The sequence below is a fragment of the Parachlamydia sp. AcF125 genome, from assembly GCF_018342475.1.
Classification (GTDB): Bacteria; Chlamydiota; Chlamydiia; order Chlamydiales; family Parachlamydiaceae; genus Parachlamydia.
The window spans coordinates 942,247-957,641 of record NZ_JAEMUD010000001.1; the positions used below are offsets into that span (position 1 = coordinate 942,247).

Annotated in this window: 14 protein-coding genes and 5 pseudogenes; 9 read left to right on the forward strand and 10 right to left on the reverse strand. The window is 37.5% G+C overall.

Annotated features, from left to right (window positions below):
- The first annotated feature begins 125 nt into the window (after window positions 1-125).
- Complete coding sequence (locus PARA125_RS03670; RefSeq protein WP_213157355.1) at window positions 126-2,207, forward strand: ankyrin repeat domain-containing protein; 2,082 nt, start codon at window positions 126-128, stop codon at window positions 2,205-2,207.
- Window positions 2,208-2,303: 96 nt separating this feature from the next.
- Here PARA125_RS03670 and PARA125_RS03675 read toward each other — a convergent pair whose 3' ends face one another.
- Entirely contained in the window at window positions 2,304-2,450 is a 147-nt protein-coding gene (locus PARA125_RS03675) for a hypothetical protein (protein ID WP_213157356.1), read from the reverse strand.
- Between the two features lie 63 nt (window positions 2,451-2,513).
- Window positions 2,514-3,135, reverse strand: a pseudogene (locus PARA125_RS09730) (IS256 family transposase); the annotation flags it as partial.
- A 69-nt stretch (window positions 3,136-3,204) separates the two neighbouring features.
- Here PARA125_RS09730 and PARA125_RS10065 point away from each other — a divergent pair.
- Together PARA125_RS10065 and PARA125_RS03695 are read left to right on the forward strand one after the other, a co-directional pair.
- Window positions 3,205-3,337, forward strand: a pseudogene (locus PARA125_RS10065) (transposase); the annotation flags it as partial.
- A 201-nt stretch (window positions 3,338-3,538) separates the two neighbouring features.
- On the forward strand, window positions 3,539-3,688 hold the full coding sequence (locus PARA125_RS03695; protein WP_502920491.1) for a transposase: 150 nt from the start codon (window positions 3,539-3,541) through the stop codon (window positions 3,686-3,688).
- A 129-nt stretch (window positions 3,689-3,817) separates the two neighbouring features.
- On the opposite strand, the gene PARA125_RS03700 is transcribed toward PARA125_RS03695, so the two are convergent.
- Window positions 3,818-4,258 (reverse strand): helix-turn-helix domain-containing protein, encoded by a 441-nt coding sequence (locus tag PARA125_RS03700; protein ID WP_213157360.1) that lies wholly within the window; start codon window positions 4,256-4,258, stop codon window positions 3,818-3,820.
- Window positions 4,259-4,646: 388 nt separating this feature from the next.
- Between PARA125_RS03700 and PARA125_RS03705 the strand changes: the two genes are divergently transcribed.
- Both PARA125_RS03705 and PARA125_RS03710 read left to right on the forward strand, forming a co-directional pair.
- The gene (locus PARA125_RS03705; protein ID WP_249274153.1) at window positions 4,647-6,614 is read left to right on the forward strand and encodes a patatin-like phospholipase family protein; all 1,968 of its coding nucleotides are present in this window, start codon (window positions 4,647-4,649) and stop codon (window positions 6,612-6,614) included.
- Between the two features lie 453 nt (window positions 6,615-7,067).
- Window positions 7,068-7,472 (forward strand): hypothetical protein, encoded by a 405-nt coding sequence (locus PARA125_RS03710; RefSeq protein WP_213157361.1) that lies wholly within the window; start codon window positions 7,068-7,070, stop codon window positions 7,470-7,472.
- On the opposite strand, the pseudogene PARA125_RS03715 reads toward PARA125_RS03710, so the two are convergent.
- Window positions 7,429-7,782, reverse strand: a pseudogene (locus tag PARA125_RS03715) (transposase family protein); the annotation flags it as partial. The gene PARA125_RS03710 and the pseudogene PARA125_RS03715 overlap by 44 nt on opposite strands.
- Before the next feature lie 68 nt (window positions 7,783-7,850).
- Here PARA125_RS03715 and PARA125_RS03720 point away from each other — a divergent pair.
- Together PARA125_RS03720 and PARA125_RS03725 are read left to right on the forward strand one after the other, a co-directional pair.
- Window positions 7,851-8,159 (forward strand): annotated as a pseudogene (locus PARA125_RS03720) (IS982-like element ISPasp3 family transposase); the annotation flags it as partial.
- Window positions 8,160-8,259: 100 nt separating this feature from the next.
- Window positions 8,260-9,618: a hypothetical protein gene (locus PARA125_RS03725; RefSeq protein WP_213157363.1), complete on the forward strand. Its 1,359-nt coding sequence runs from the start codon at window positions 8,260-8,262 to the stop codon at window positions 9,616-9,618.
- A 516-nt stretch (window positions 9,619-10,134) separates the two neighbouring features.
- Here PARA125_RS03725 and PARA125_RS03730 read toward each other — a convergent pair.
- From PARA125_RS03730 to PARA125_RS03745, 4 genes and pseudogenes are all read right to left on the reverse strand, one after another.
- Window positions 10,135-10,464, reverse strand: a complete 330-nt coding sequence (locus tag PARA125_RS03730) for a helix-turn-helix domain-containing protein (protein WP_213157364.1) — start codon at window positions 10,462-10,464, stop codon at window positions 10,135-10,137.
- Window positions 10,457-10,807 (reverse strand): annotated as a pseudogene (locus PARA125_RS03735) (type II toxin-antitoxin system RelE/ParE family toxin); the annotation flags it as partial. The pseudogene PARA125_RS03735 and the gene PARA125_RS03730, both read right to left, overlap by 8 nt.
- A 611-nt stretch (window positions 10,808-11,418) precedes the next feature.
- Window positions 11,419-11,736 (reverse strand): type II toxin-antitoxin system HicB family antitoxin, encoded by a 318-nt coding sequence (locus PARA125_RS03740; RefSeq protein WP_213157366.1) that lies wholly within the window; start codon window positions 11,734-11,736, stop codon window positions 11,419-11,421.
- The gene (locus PARA125_RS03745) at window positions 11,730-11,987 is read right to left on the reverse strand and encodes a type II toxin-antitoxin system HicA family toxin (protein WP_249274193.1); all 258 of its coding nucleotides are present in this window, start codon (window positions 11,985-11,987) and stop codon (window positions 11,730-11,732) included. The genes PARA125_RS03740 and PARA125_RS03745 overlap by 7 nt, the downstream gene beginning before the upstream one ends.
- A 239-nt stretch (window positions 11,988-12,226) precedes the next feature.
- On the opposite strand from PARA125_RS03745, the gene PARA125_RS03750 reads away from it, so the two are divergent.
- Window positions 12,227-13,966, forward strand: a complete 1,740-nt coding sequence (locus PARA125_RS03750) for an F-box protein (protein ID WP_213157368.1) — start codon at window positions 12,227-12,229, stop codon at window positions 13,964-13,966.
- Between the two features lie 69 nt (window positions 13,967-14,035).
- Here PARA125_RS03750 and PARA125_RS03755 read toward each other — a convergent pair whose 3' ends face one another.
- The gene (locus PARA125_RS03755) at window positions 14,036-14,455 is read right to left on the reverse strand and encodes a transposase (protein WP_349305669.1); all 420 of its coding nucleotides are present in this window, start codon (window positions 14,453-14,455) and stop codon (window positions 14,036-14,038) included.
- The gene (locus PARA125_RS03760; protein WP_213157370.1) at window positions 14,452-14,817 is read right to left on the reverse strand and encodes a transposase; all 366 of its coding nucleotides are present in this window, start codon (window positions 14,815-14,817) and stop codon (window positions 14,452-14,454) included. The genes PARA125_RS03755 and PARA125_RS03760 overlap by 4 nt, the downstream gene beginning before the upstream one ends.
- On the opposite strand from PARA125_RS03760, the gene PARA125_RS03765 reads away from it, so the two are divergent.
- Complete coding sequence (locus PARA125_RS03765; RefSeq protein ID WP_283248328.1) at window positions 14,817-15,263, forward strand: transposase; 447 nt, start codon at window positions 14,817-14,819, stop codon at window positions 15,261-15,263. The two genes, PARA125_RS03760 and PARA125_RS03765, sit on opposite strands and share 1 nt — an antisense overlap.
- The last annotated feature ends 132 nt before the right edge of the window (window positions 15,264-15,395 follow it).

Consider the following 15,395-nt stretch of genomic DNA (forward strand, 5'->3'; position numbering starts at 1 on the left):
GGTAACCCCATGGTAGGAATTTGGAAATTTTTACTTTATTTTGAATGGTTAACTTAATTTTTTCTTTACTTAATTTTCGAAGCAGACTAGTTTAAGCATCAAAAAAAAATTAACAAGGATTTGTCATGATCGGTTTAAACGTAAATCAATCAGCTTACACTTTAACAGGGTTAAGTGGGGAAGCAACAAATAACAGGACATTTGTAAGCCGTAGAGCGCCAACCTTAGCAGACCTAGCTAGAAGAGTTTTTAGAATGCATTTTTCAGATAAAAGTGCTTCAGAACTACGCAATCGTTTTTTTACTTTAATCGTAGAAGTATGTGAAAGCGAAAAATGGAACATTCTTTCACAAAATAAAAATGAGATTTTTGGCTTCCTGAAAACAGCAGATCAATCTGTTATTATGCATTTCATAAGAAGCGGAAAGATTGAACTTGTTAAAAAAATCGTGAAAAATAAATTATTTAAAGCCCTAATTGGTACAGAAGAAAACCAGGTAACCCATACAGTGGTAAGAGAGGGATTTCGGGATTTATTGCATCTTTTATTGGCTGAAGACCTTGCTCACGTGAATGCGCTTGATGAAAGAGGGGCCAATTTGCTTCTGAGTGCCATTGAGGGTGATCAAACAGATTTGATAACAGACTGTTTGGGATATGGAAATAATCCCAAGCAATATTTTAGTTATATGGGATTTCGCTTGAACTCCCTTTCTTTTGCTATTTATAAAGGATCTACAGAATGTTTAGATAAGCTTATTCAAAGCTTAAAAGTTTTGAAATCCTCTTTTCCAATCGATTTTTCCGGGCAAATTGAAAACATTGGGACCGTCTTGCATCTAGCGATTCATGCGGATCAAGCCCATATGCTTGAGCATTTATTAACAAAGTATTACAAATTCACAAAAAAATTAATTGAAACTTGCGACCAGGAGGAGCGAACTCCTTTTATACTAGCCGCATACTACGGAAAAGTTAGGATGCTTGAAGCCCTAATATACGCCGGAGCTAGCCTTTTGGCAGAAGATGAGAAGGGGTATAATGCGATGCATTATGCAGTTATGGGCAAGCAATCGGAGGCAATTAAGTTTTTACATAAGCGCGGAATGGATGTGAATTCAATTGGTCTTCGTGGGAAAACACCCCTAATGATTGCTAAGAGGCTTTACAAAGAAACAAGGGATTTAGAGTATAAGAAAAAGATTAAAGTTCTTCTTGAAAATTTATCTGATTACCAAAAAGTTAATCCTTACAATCCCCTTGATTACGGTGATTTGCCGCCCGAGAGTTTTGTTTTTCAAAGTTGCATGTCCGCGCCGCCCGCCCTCTCTTCAGACATTATGAATGCATTAGAAAATTTTTTTAAGATATCGAAAAACCTCAAAAGAATAGGGGGCGTTTTTCATGGAGCATTGGCAGCAACAATTTTGGCAATAGGTGAGGACATCTCTAAAATTGACATAAGGCTTGCGGATCTATCAATCAAACAATTACCGGAGAAAAAAATTTGCGATATTCAAAAAAAGCTCGGAACGTTTACCACCACGCATCCAATCAGACCAATCTGGTCTTTTTTAAGTAATTTAAAGAATGTTAACGATGGCATTAAGCTGCGCGATCAAATTGACCAACTTATTGGCAAGTATACAGAAAAAACTCATTGCACATTTGGAGAATTAGCCGAATTAGTTTATTCACAATCAAAAAATACTCACACAAACGAATCTTTCAAGCATTTACATATTATGGTTTTCGAAGCTAAGGACATGCAAGTCTTGCAAATTAATTCCGAAGAAAAAAAATGGAAAAATTTACTTATTGCTGATGCAGTGGTTGCAGGTATTGCCTTTCCATTTTTTATAAGCATCCAAAATCTAAGAAAAAAAAAGAATCAGTGTGTCTTTAATTCAAAATTTTTTTGTATAGGAGGATGGGGATTTATAAATCCTGCAATTCAAATGTTTGACCAAAAAAAATATTTATTTAATTGTTTTGAAGACCCTTTTGAGAGTGACTATCATTTTAACAACCGCGTTGTAGGTATACGGATTAATCCAAAAAATCCTGCAGAAAAGCAATTAAATGATTTTATGAGGGGAAAACCACTAATTAAAGGGAAAGGTAAAGAAGGAAAGTTAATCGACCAAGAGCGTGTACTAAAAATTAAAATGGGTAATGTGTATAGAATAGAATGGGGATGCGAGTGATTTTTTCTTAGATTGGAATTATTGCTTAAATCATCACATAAGAATTGCAGTTCATTCTTTACTAAATCAATAGAAGAACAAGAGCTGCTAAAAAAGTTAAGGAGGAGAGAAAACGCTTAAATGACCAATCCCCTCAAAACCCGGAGTACCACCCTCAATACCCCTTAGCTGAACTTTGGAGAGAGGTTGAATACCAGTCAAAGCGACCAAAGCATAGCTAGTACTGTAGTGGTAATAGACCATAAACCCTCTTTGGAAGATATTCTCAGATGTGGTGGATGAGCGTTCCCCGATTTCTTGAAATTTCTATGCTACCTGCTCTTTTTCTTTGACTTCTCCGCCATCCTTAAACTTGGTTCCATTTATAACCTTTTCTATTAATTCATGTCTTCTAAGTCTTCTCCAATGTTTTTCAGCAGTTGTAGCTAACTTGTATACCATAGTAAGCGTACAAATCCTAGATCCACATCCCTTGGTTTGCTTTGTCCGATGCCTGATTTTGGCAAAAGTCGATTCTATAGGATTAGCCGTGCCAATATGCCCCCAGTGCATCGCTGGGAAATCATAAAAAGCCATTAAAGCTTCTTTGTCTTTCATCAGACGTTCGCAAGCTTTTGGATATTTAGCCTCATAAAGACACACAAAGGCCTCAAATGCTTTAAATCCTTTCTCCTTAGCATAGGGGCTATATAAGTCTCGTGGATCATCTTCTTGGCATTGATTTGGGCACTTTCTGGCATTTTATCTAAAATATTTGCTGTTTTATGCACCCAGCATCTTTGCTCGCGAGTTTTGGAAATTCTTTTTCCATGGCTGCCCAAAATCCTAAAGCGCCATCGCTCACAGCTAGATGAGGTGCCTGCTGCAATCCACGTCGCTTTAAATCCTGCAAGGCTTCTTTCCAAGATAGCTTGCTTTCTCTTATCCCATGGAGCAGACGAATAGCAGGCCTACCCAAATAAGGCGCCTCAAGACCGGTAGAAAAGAGGCTCCCACTGCAGCCATTGTCGATAGTCAATCTGTCAAAACGACAGAAAAAGGGGGGCTCAAAGGCTATGACGGAACCAAGAAAATTAAGGGAAGAAAAAGGCATCTTTTGGTGGATACACAAGGAAACCTAATAGGAGCCTTAGTCAATGCAGCAAGCGCAAAAGACGGCCTTAGTCTAATCGAACTTATCCAAAAAAAGGCCTATCCTTCCTACGCTAAAACTTATTTATGGCGATTTAGCTTATCGCCGCAACGAGGTCTACCGTCTTTTAAATGCGGGTTCATCAGGATTGTCTTGCTGAAGCCCTAGCCTATTTGCGTTCTCAACCCTCCTTTCGCGCATTCAGCCTAGGCGATGGGTGGTAGAGCGCACACTCGCTTGGATCTCTAAGCATAGACGGTTGAGTAAAGATTATGAACATTTGCCAGAGGGCAGCGAATCATATCTATATGCAGCCATGGCTGTGACTACTCTAAAGAAAATTACTTAAACAAATGTAAAAATGAGTCTTTGAAACACTTTCTTATCTTAAGGTCCACAACTTTTGAAATACCTCTGTCATGAAACAGATGGTTTCATCGGCTGGAAATTTTTCGTTAAGCTTTTGATACTCGGCTATTTACTCTTTTTGTTGTTGCTGATCGGCATTTCCTGGCTCAATAGCTAGTTTTTTGTAAGAAAAGCCGTGCCGCTGAAGTCCATTTCTTATGCCGCGAATGGTATATGTTATCTTAAAAGTTAGCTGGATATAAGCGACGATATCCTTGACGTAGAGATGGGCGTGCGCTTGCAGATGATCCTCAAGTTGCCTGGATTGGTTAGAAGAGAGTTTTTCTACGGAACTGCCACTCTTCGGGCGCAATTTTTTCAAAGCTCTATATTTGTCAGTATAATTGCGAATGGCTTCATTAGGCAGCAATAAGACCTCGGCAATTTCCTGAAAAGTCCAACCCTTGCCATAAAGGAGCACAGCCTTGATTCTATCACAGATGCGTTTATCACGTTTTTTTTTATGCTGAGCATGTAGCTGCAATCTTTCTTCTTCTGTTAAAGAATTCATGCCCTCCTTTTGAATGCAAGGAATATTTTTCGGAAGAAAAACTTTCATTCACAAACGGTACAGGTGAATTTTGTTTACATATTTTTTATTGTAAAGTAATTTTAATAATTTTAGTCGAAATTTGGAAGGAGTAGTTATGATATGTTCAAGCACAGATATAACGGCGGTTTCTTTAGAAGGATTAGGGGATAATGAGCAAAATGAAGCACTATCTGTAAATTTTCAAGGCGCTACTCTCACAGGTCTTTTTCAGCATAGTTTCGGAGCTAACTCTTCAAATGAAAGAGCTAGAGAATTGCATGAACGCTCCTATTCTTTAATCTTAAAAGCCTGCAAAGAGGAAGATTGGGGTATACTTTCGCAATATAAAAGTAAAATTTCTGCATGCATGGAAGAAGCAGAACAATCTGTCATCATGCATTTTTTAAGGACAAGAAATGACGAAATTATAAAGAAAATTGCAGCCAAAAAATTGTATGAAACGCTAGTTGGTCGTGATTCAAACCGTGCTATACATGAGGTTGTAAGAGGAGGACATCATAAGTTAGTACCCATTTTATTTGGGGATACCGAATTGGCTCAAGTAAATGCGCTCGATTCTAGGGGTGCCAACCTACTTATTAGCGCTATTGAAGGAAGACAAAAAGCCTTCGTAAATGTCTGTTTGCAATATGGCAACCTTCCTAATCATTATTTTATCCATGACAAATTTCGCCTAAATGCCTTTTCTTTTGCCGTTTATAAGGGAGCCATAGAGTGCCTAGATCAATTAGTTGAAACTTTGCAAAAGATGCAAAGGTTAAATAAAATTAATTTTTTGCAAGAAACAAATCCTGTAGGTAATCTTTTGCATTTAACTATTTGGGCAAATCAACCGGAAATGTTGCAGCATTTACTAACAAAATATCGAAAGAAAACCTTACCTCTTGTTGAAAATGAAGATCGGGATGGGAGAACTCCATTAATGCTTGCTGCCTCATTGGGAGACATTCAATCTTCAAAAATACTATTAGACGCGGGAGCTCTGCTAGAAGCCAGGGATAGCAAGGGAAGAACAGCAATGCATTATGCTGCAGAGAAAAACAATAGAGACGTTATTCGTTTTTTAAGCAAAAAAGGCGCTGATGAAAGTGCTCAAGATTGCTATAATAATGCGCCTAGCCAGTGCGGTGATGAGGTAACCGCACAACTCCTTCTCAATATAAAGTCTAAGAAACAAGTCGATGATGAATTTCCAACAGATTATATTGCGCTCCCTCCCCATAATTGCATATTTCAAGGCGGAGGAGCAAAAGGGTTAGTTTATCTGGGAGTTATTAAAGCTTTAGAAAAGCTGAATTTCTTCGATGATTTAAAGAGGTTTGCTGGTACATCCGCAGGAGCCTTATCCGCACTTTTTCTTTCTCTGGGTATGAGAACAACCGAAGTAGAAAATACATTGAAAGATACTTCATTAGCGAAGTTACTTGACCTACTAACGTTTCGAGTCTCAACTGAAGAAGAAAAACAAAGTATTATCCAATATTTAGGCATCGTTAAAAAAGCGGGCTCTACTATTGGCAAATTGGGAATCGCTTGTCTTAAATCTTTAGCTATTTTAGTCGGAAGAAGAACGGGATGGACCGATGGAGAGGAATTAAAAAATTGGCTAAACCTGCTCATAGAAAAATATACATATATCCCAAATTGCACTTTCGGGGAGCTTTCGGATTTGATTAAAGGTGGAGGATATAATCCTAAGGGCAGACCATTTAAACATTTACACGTAATTACAACGGACCTAAAGACATCCTCTCTTCTTCATATAAATTCTGAGCACAAAAAATGGAAAAATTTCCTAATTGCAGATGCTGTAGTAGCCTCTGCTGCCTATCCTGTACTCATTGCCCTTCAAACAATGAGAGAAAAGATCGATGGTATACTTATACCCAATCATAATTACCAATGCTCAGATGGAGGAATTCTTCTCAATTTACCTGCAGAAATTTTCGATCGAGTCGAGCAGCCAGGATGGATGGATCCTCAGTTAGCTATCCCTCAATTCAATCGTCGTTCAATTGCTTTTTGTTTTGAACAACCTAAAATTACTCCATCTGAAGACAAGGAATCGGTTTACGCTTTTCTTGGAAGTGTTTTAACTAAAATTTATATGAATTCTGAAAATCTAACTCGCCAAATGCTTTCAAAAAAGCATGAAGAAAGGCTTGTAAGAATAAGTACTGGTGGAATCACCACAACGGAGTTCCGCATTAAGCCCGATGATGAAAAAGGGATAGAAGCCATTGATAACGCTTACATAACTACAAAAAAATTTTTCGAAGAAAGAAGACGTAATGAAAAGTCTTTTTTTAAGTAATCGCTGTCTTTCAAAAAACTCAAAGGAAAACACACTGCCACTCAAATAAAAAAATTTGGAAACTCCGAATGTCTTGGCAGTACAGGTTGTCTAGCAGGCGTTATTTCTTGCCAGGCGACTTATCCCAATTAAAGTTTAAAAGGAAATGAAGCTTATAGAGTAGTAGATCTGAGATCAATTCTTCTTCTCTAAGTATCGATAATGTCGATTTTCATAAAATGGTTTCATCCAGATGATAGAAAATTGTTGTAATATCTAATCTAATTGTTAAACTTTATTTTTTTGAAAATTAGGCAAAGATAGTTTTTAAGATCTAAATTATTTATTTTTTTTATTGACAATTTAAAATTGTAAACTTAAAATTTTAACAAAAAATATTAAGCCCCAAACATCCTAAAAGATTAGAATTTCGTGCTTGGCCGAGACTTCATTACTAATTAAAGAGGAGATGTTATGCCTTTTCAGCTTCATGAAACCCGTGAAAGCTTTTATTCAAAAGTAAGGCAATTAACGGAAATTAGCACGGACAACAGTGTTTTTCTTAATACAAAATTAGAAACATCTTCTAGGCAAGATTCTAAAGTATTTCGTTGGTTAAAGTGGTTCATTTCCCTTCTCCCTAAAGTTCACCTAGTCCAAACCTCTCCTTTAAAAGTTGCCCAGGAAGTGGCTAAGTTCGCAGAAAAACATCAAAAATTTTTAGGCAAAAAAGATCAAGCAGATTTGATTGATGTGGTGAAAACGCTTAAAATTAAATGTCAAAGATCTGTAAAGGAGAAGCAAAAAAAATTTGATAATAGACCTCTTTCGAAATTCACTGGGTTAGTTCCAGATTATGAATCCCTGCAATCAAATTAAAACGGAGAGAGAACCTCTTCCGTCTGTTTCTATAGCGATCAGAGATGATCTTAAACCGCTTCAGGCTGCCGATAACATTTTCATTAAGCGCACGTTCACTAGAAAGTTGGCGGTCATTTTGCTTGTCCTCCTTTGTGAGCGGATACTTTTTCCTCCTTTTTTTGGGCATTTGCGTCTTAGCATGTAATCTCTGCAACCTTTGATATCCACTATCAGTCAATACACTTACACAGGGATGAATTCGAATTTTTGACTCTTTGAACAATCGAAAGTCATGCCTCTTCCCCCGGGAAAATGGAGATATTATCAAATGTTGTGGATCTTAAGATAAGAAGAGCGTAACCTCAGTGAAATTTTAAGCAGAGAACTTTAATATGTATGGAGCGGAATTTACCTGCAGGCAGAGAAATTTATGCAGATCCTGCTTATTTAGATTACGAGCATCAAGACATGCTTGAAAAAGTGGAGAAAATAAGGTTAATAGCAGAGCCCAAATCGAATTCTTTGCGTCCCATGGATTTGCATGAATTTGTGAATTTGAAACATATTAGAAAATTTATCGAAGGAGCATTTGGTGCAATATCAAGGCTTTTGCCGAGGAAAATTCCTGCGATTACTGCTGAAGGATTTGAAATTAAAGTTTTAGGTTTTTTAGTTGTGGCTGCAACAAATTTTTTATCAATATAGTAATTTGTAACTTACATTAAATATTAAATTTAAAAAATAGGTGCTAGATAGTATAATAGTTGATGGGCTATCTAGTTTTTATTTTTTAATTAGGGAATCTATGACATTTTCTACTCAACCCCTCGATACTTTTGCACAAGCTGTTAAAGAGTCTTATCATTTAACGGATTTAATCTTAGTCAAAGAAAAAGAAGGGCGATGGAAGATTGGACGAAAATTCTACACTTCCATTCCTTTTTTAGGTCGTTTTATCAGCTTGGTCTATTCTCGCTGGACAGACCCTACCTCGCTTCATCAAACAATCGAAGAATTTACAGCCAGCCAATCGAAATCTTACAGAAAATTCGTGGAAAAGCTGGAAAAAGACTCCATTACCCTCAGCGAAAAAGAGTTTGCATTCCACTTTCGCTTTCAAGCCTTATTTGAGCAAGCGATCTGTGAGGCAACTCGTAAATGTACGCCAAGTAAGAAAGATCTGCTGCGAGCTTGTTGGACCAGGGGGCACCTTCAATCTGCTAAGGAAAAGCTTTTAGAAATTTTTGATAGAACGCTTACTTCTTCTGCCGGGGCGGATGTAAGCTTAATCTCCAATTACCCTTCAAAACTTTTTATGCGGCAAGCACGCCTTAATTTACTAAAAGACAAAGTTTTAATACTGGGAGAATTGGGGAATTTGCTTAGTTTAATGGAGATAGCACGTTCCCGTTTTGAAAATGCACGAAAGGTGAGCTCTCGTATTGTAAAAATTGAAGGAAAAGATGTCCATGTAGAAGAAAGATGGGCAATATTTGGAAATTATACAAAAAAGATTAATAGTTATATTAATATGCTAAGTGATTCTCTAAAGCTTAATTTGTCGGTAGAAGGTCCTAAAATCAATCCTTCCCGCCACGAACCCATATTCCTAGGCAAGAACGTTGGCAAGAACTTTGCACTTTTTGCTATTGGTTCAAACAATGGTAATTTTCGAAGATGGGCCATCCTTGTAAGCCACCAATTTAGGGTAAAATATCTTGAGGCTAAAGGGCTTTCTTCCGATCAAGCAGCCTCTCTTGTTGAGTTAAAAAGACAAAAGCCAGACTTCACTAGCAAAGTGTTGAAGGGATATATTGCGACAGAGCGATTAGCATGGAAAAATCTTTATAGAGAGTACAAAATTAAGCAAAAACAAGAGGCTCTTCGAGCCTTTGAGAAAAAAGGTAGTTCAGAAGAATTGGAAAAACCAACAGGGATGGAGAGAATAAAACTCTCTCCTCAAAGTGCAGACCCAGAGGTTAAAGAAGGGAAAGGCGCCCTCCCTAGGCCTTGGGAAGAGGCGGGGGCTTTAAGCGTTGCTGAGAAGCTCTACCTCAAGAATACAGCCAGTGAACGTCGTCAAGATCCCGACAGATTTTTCTTAAAAAATATACAAGCCTATTTTGAAGTAATTATGAAGAACTCAATTGAACCTTATTTTTAAATTAGGAAATCTATGGCCTTTTCTTTTCCTTCTCAATCTATTGGTGCTTTTGCACAAGCCGTAATTGGCTGCAGGAGCTCCAATTGACCTAAATTTATCCCTGGCCCGCCTCCTAAAGGATTGGCCTAGCAAAGATTCAGGACTAAGCGTTGATAGAAGATTGAAAAAATAAAAATTGCCGACTTAAACTCTTCAAATCCTGAGTAGTACGCATTGTAGATTACTCGCTCCTTCATCCGCTTCTATGGCCCCTTATATGTATAGAGGGATAATTTCTTTAAGCCTTGCTTGTCGCTCGTATTTCCAGACGTGACTTTCGCTTGTAAGAGCAAGCCTCTTTAGGGGTTTTGGCCGAAAGTTCATATAAATATTTAATGGCACCATGGCTACTTTTGCATTTATAGCTAAATTAATAGAGCTTCGTCCGTTAGCTATTAATTGATTGTGATTAATCCTATAGGTCTCAATCAAAAGACTTATCAACTTTATTTACCCAGAAATTTTGACGGCCCTAAATCAGCGAATAACATCAAGACCTTTGCGGCGGATAACATTCAGTAATGCAAGAACAGCTCCTGTAGGTTCTTTCACTCCTCTTTCTAACTGCGATACATACCCAACACTCAAATTAAGATAACTTGCAAATGCAGCCTGGCTAAGATGGGCTTTTTCTCGTAATGCTTTAATTTCTTTGCTTGTCATTGAGTCTATTTGGGGAAAGTTTCCTTTTTTGAGATGACGCATAGTGATTTTTTCATAGTCTTTCTCTGTAATAATCCCACAATCTAACATGTCACTAGCTGTTTCAAGAATAGCATCTTTCAATCGACTAGATTTTTTATTCATAATTCACCTCTTTTAAAAGACTATTAGAAAGCGAGCGATTAAGCTCTTGATCATTAGCCTTAATCCATGCTGAAGCAAGCTCTTTTAACGATATTAATTCGTTGCTATCGATATTTTCACGTTCGTTTTTGGCAAATCCATATAGAAACACAGCTCTTTTGCCCTTTTTGTAAGCAATTAATGTGCGATAACCAGATGATCGACCTTGACCTTTTCTAGCGATCCTTATTTTGATAAGGTTTCCACCTAAATCTGCATCCACTAGTCCCTTTTCAGCTCGTTTTATTGCTTCATTTAGGGAATCATAGTCGATACCTTCTCGCATTGCATGTCGAACAAACCATTTTGTTTTAAGGCTCGCAAAGCATTCTCGCTTTTAATTTAGCTATAGCACTATGAACTATATTTTTGCAAATATGTGATTTTAAATTTAGGAGTAGGAAATGACTCAGTATTCAGCAAAAGAGCGTATTTAGAAGAGTATTATCCGATAGTGGGTGATTATAAGCAAAATTAACGATTAAGCTGGCATGCAAAAGGGATTCACCTTATCTTAACCTGCGGGTAGAAGGTCTCCTCATTTGTTCTACCAAAGTGAACACATATTTCAAGGTAAGAGAAGAGCTTTGCATTTGGTGCTATTAAACCGATGCCAATTTAGCTTAAGGGCAGCTTAAATATAGGCTAAGATTCTACATTTCCATTCCTTCGAACATTCCTTTTTTAAGCCCCCTTTTCTTATTTCCTGCATAAAGGCTTATTTATATATTTTTGGAAACTCAAGCAAAAAGTTCAGGTAAAGCTTCCCAGGAATGTCCGGAAGGCTTCAATAAGGGAAGCTGATGGCGTAACATATGCTTCCATTCTGCGGCGAGGATCGCCTTTTGATGGCGCTTTATTTATTCAAACACTGCTACAAGTTTTGGATTGAGTAAAATTATCAGTATAGAGCGGTTAAAGAGTATTTAGCTTGTTAACGATATAAGAGTTAATACTCATCCCATTCTGAGCTGCCTGTGCTGCAATTTTGACATACAGATCAGAGGGCATTCTCAAGCTAAACCTACCCGAATAAGCTTTTTCTGGATCTACGCCTCTTTCTTTGCACCAATCAAGATAATCATCAATAGACTCTTTAAAAGCATGCTCAATTTCGTCAACCGTGGTACCTTGGAAAGTAATTACAGCTTTTAATCCTGCTACCTCTCCATGAAAAATACGCGCTTCGTCATCATAAATAACGTAGCCTGAATATCCTTTATATTTTAACATGGTTTTACTCCTGCATTTTCTAAAAACCTACGAACTGAAATAACGGCTCCCTTATCCGTTTCTTTTTGTGGATGGGGCCTATGGAAGACAGCTTCTTGGTTATTAAGCAAAACTCTGATTCTAGATCCTCTTCCTTCTCGGATTTCTGCGCCTAAAGCGGCAAATAATGATTCAATGTCTTTCCAGTGAATGCTGGCTTGAACCGGTTTGGCAAATATTGCTTGTAAGGTACGCTCGTGTTTTTTATTCATAATTGAGATGATATCATTTAATGACACCGTTGTCAAATTTGTGTATTTTTTGACCCATCTCCATCCTGTGATAGGAGTTCCGTCATGTGCATGCACGGTTGTTACCGCAAATAAAATTCTTGTGTCAATTTTTTTGTGTAAGTTAAATCGTTTATTTAAATTTTAATTTTAAAAAATAGGCGCTAGATAGTATAATATTTGATTAGCTATCTAGCCCTTATTTTTAAATTAGGAAATTTATGACCTTTTCTTTTTCTTCTCAACCCATGGGCGCTTTTGCCCAAGCCGTTAAAGGCTCCTATAGTCTAACAGACTTAATCTTAGTCAAACAAAATGAGGGGCAATGGAAGATTGGGCGAAAATTCTACACCTCCATTCCTTTTTTAGGCCGTTTTATCAGTTTGGTTTATTCTCGTTGGAAGAATCCCACTTCTCTTCATGCGGCTATTGAAGAATTTACAGCTAGCCAAGCGAAATCTTACGGAGAGTTTTTGGAAAAGCTGGAAAAAGACTCGCTTACTCTCAGCGAAAAAGAGGTTGAGTCTCTCCTTCGCTTTCAAGCTTTATTTGAGCAAGCAATCTCTGAGCTAAAGCGCAAATGTGCTGCAAGTGAGGCAAATCTTCAGCAGACGGGCTGGACAAAGATGCAGCTTAAGTCGGCAGAGAAAAAGCTTCTGGAAATTTTTAATAGAGCTCTTACTTGGTCTGCTTCGGAAGATTTAAGCCTATCCTCTACAGAGCTTATAGAAAAACAGACTGCTCTTAAAAATGCGCGCGCGCTTTATGAGCTTGCGTATCGCGTGTATACAAAACTTCCTGAAACTTTTTTTAATCCTGATTTAAAAAAAAGAATCGAAAGCTTACCCTTTCCCTCTCTCATTCAGGAGAAAATTTATACCTTAGAAACTTTAACGCAAATCAAAGGAAATTGCCTTTCTCAGGAAAGGATCTTAGAATTAAGGGGAAGTCTAGAAAAACACGCCCTCAGCTTAGCCAATTTTGCCGATTTAGAGGATGACCAAATCCTGGTAATTTTGCGCGATTGGGCCATAGCAAGACAAGTGCAAACCTCCCATGAAATTTCAAGTTTTATGTGTTCTCACCAAAACAGCTTAAGGCCTCTTTTTGCTAAAATCGCAGCTCGCATTCCTGAAGATCAATTGTCCATTGCCTTAAATCCTAAATTTAAAGAAATATGCGCGCTTATTGCAGAATATTTTCCCGAAAAAGAATTTAAACAAACCGCTTCCATTCGCAAGTATTACCACGATTTGACGATAGTGGAACGTTTGCCCCTCGAGCTGTGGCTGAAAATCTTTACTAATTTGTCTTTTTGCGACCAAGCAAAGTTGGGCCTTACCTCGCGCTATTTCGCTAACCTCTACTCTGCTCTAAAACAGTCCTGCCATAAGTTTGCAAAGGCAATCGTCTCGCAATGGCTAAAGAATTACGAGCATCCTCCCCAGTATCCAGGACTGCAAGGCCATCTGAAGTTCCTGTTAGATGGATTTTCTAAGAACCCATACCTATTATGCCCTTCGAAAGGACTTTTCGTTACCCGATGTGAGAGGAGAGAAGTGGAAAAAAATCTTAAGGAAAACCAATCTACGCAAAAAAAGGAAGATCCACCTACTCAAAAAGCTGAACCCAAGAGACTCGCATTTTATAACTCTGTCCGAGAAGCTTTTACAAGAAATTTTTCCCTTGTGGAATCAAATAACTCATTAAGCTTAACCTTTGCATTTACATTTTCAGCTGCCGTAAAAAAACCGAGAGTAAAAGCAAAACATTTTTTATCTTATTTTGGTATGCAGATATCTATAGAAGAAGAGTATGTGCCTCATTCCTATCAAATCTACCATATGGACATGATTAAAATCTTTTTTGCCATGATTGAAAAATTTAATACCATAGAATTTAAAGGCTTTGCTAAGGCTTTTGACTTAATTAGCAAACATAGCGTGAAACAGATTTTGTAATGCTGTCCGATCTATCAAATATATTCCTACAAAGCATCTAAAGGAATTTATGGCTGATTTATGGCACTGTTAACAAAGTAAATGAGTAATCAACATTATTGCACAATAAATAAATGAGGTAAATGTAGAGTCTAATTTATCGTACCTCAAACTCAAACGCTTGTGTTCTTTAAGATGGCTAAAAAAGTGTTCTATTTTCACGCGTGTCTTATAAAGCTGCTTATCATACTTATTGGGAAAACAGCGATTAACTTTAGGAGGAATCACTTCTTGGTATTGATTAGAACGAATCAATTGCTTAACTTCAGAGCTAGTATATCCTTTATCAGCAATAATAAATTTCATTTTTTTCCAGGGAAAGTCTTTGCAAAGTGTGGGGAAAACCTTCACATCTTGCCTTTGGCCTTCTGATAAAACAAAATTCACATAGCCATAAGGACTTAAAGCCACATGAATTTTTGTACTCCAGCCACGTTTTCCTCTTCCTATGGACTGTTGACCTTTTTTTTAATTGCTCCGCCTCCATGACGATGGACATTGATGTTTGTTGAATCTACCCACACAATCTCGAGTTGGACCTGCTTTTTTTGTTGCAATTGATAAAGGATAGACCAAAATAAACCATTTTCACTCCAACGCTTAAATTGCATATAGACGGTATGCCAATGGCCGAAGCAAACAGGGATGTCTCGCCAACTGATGCCCGTTCTTAAAACATATAAAATGGCACAAAAGAAAAGGTAATAACCATGTTTGGGCGGTCTTCCAGGCCTTTTGTGGTGGGAATGAATGAGAGGCATGACGTGATCTTTAAAAAACTTTTCCGATAACGGAAACAAGCGATCTTTCATTGATACACCTTTGTTTATTTTTTTATAAAGGTTATCACCTCTTATACTTTGTTAACAGTGCCATAAAAGATATCTATGGGGCAGCCACATTGGATTTAGCCGAACAAAACCTTGATCGGCTTCAAGAAAAATGGAATAGCAACTACCCTTTAGCTGTAAAGCCGTGGGTATTTCGCTGGGAAAACATAAAAACGTTTTTTGATTTTTCCATTCCCATTCGTCGTATGATTTATACCGCGCATGCGGTAGAATCTCTGCATAGGCAGTTTAGAAAAGCCACTAAAAATAAGGCTATTTTCTCTTCGGATGAAGCCTCATTTAAAATACTTTTCTTAGTAGCCAGGGATGTTTTTAAAAAATGGACCATGCCAATTAAAGAATGGAAAACAATTATCTCTCATCTAGCGCTTGCTTATGAGGATCGGCTAGGTTTAGCAAATGGCTAAAACGATTTACACAGAAAAATTGGCAGACTCGCGTAACCAAAAAATCTATTGCATAGCCTTTGCGAGATTATAAGCTCATTACTCTATTAAAAAATCAAAGTTTTTCTATATTCAAATGCGGTGAAAAGACTT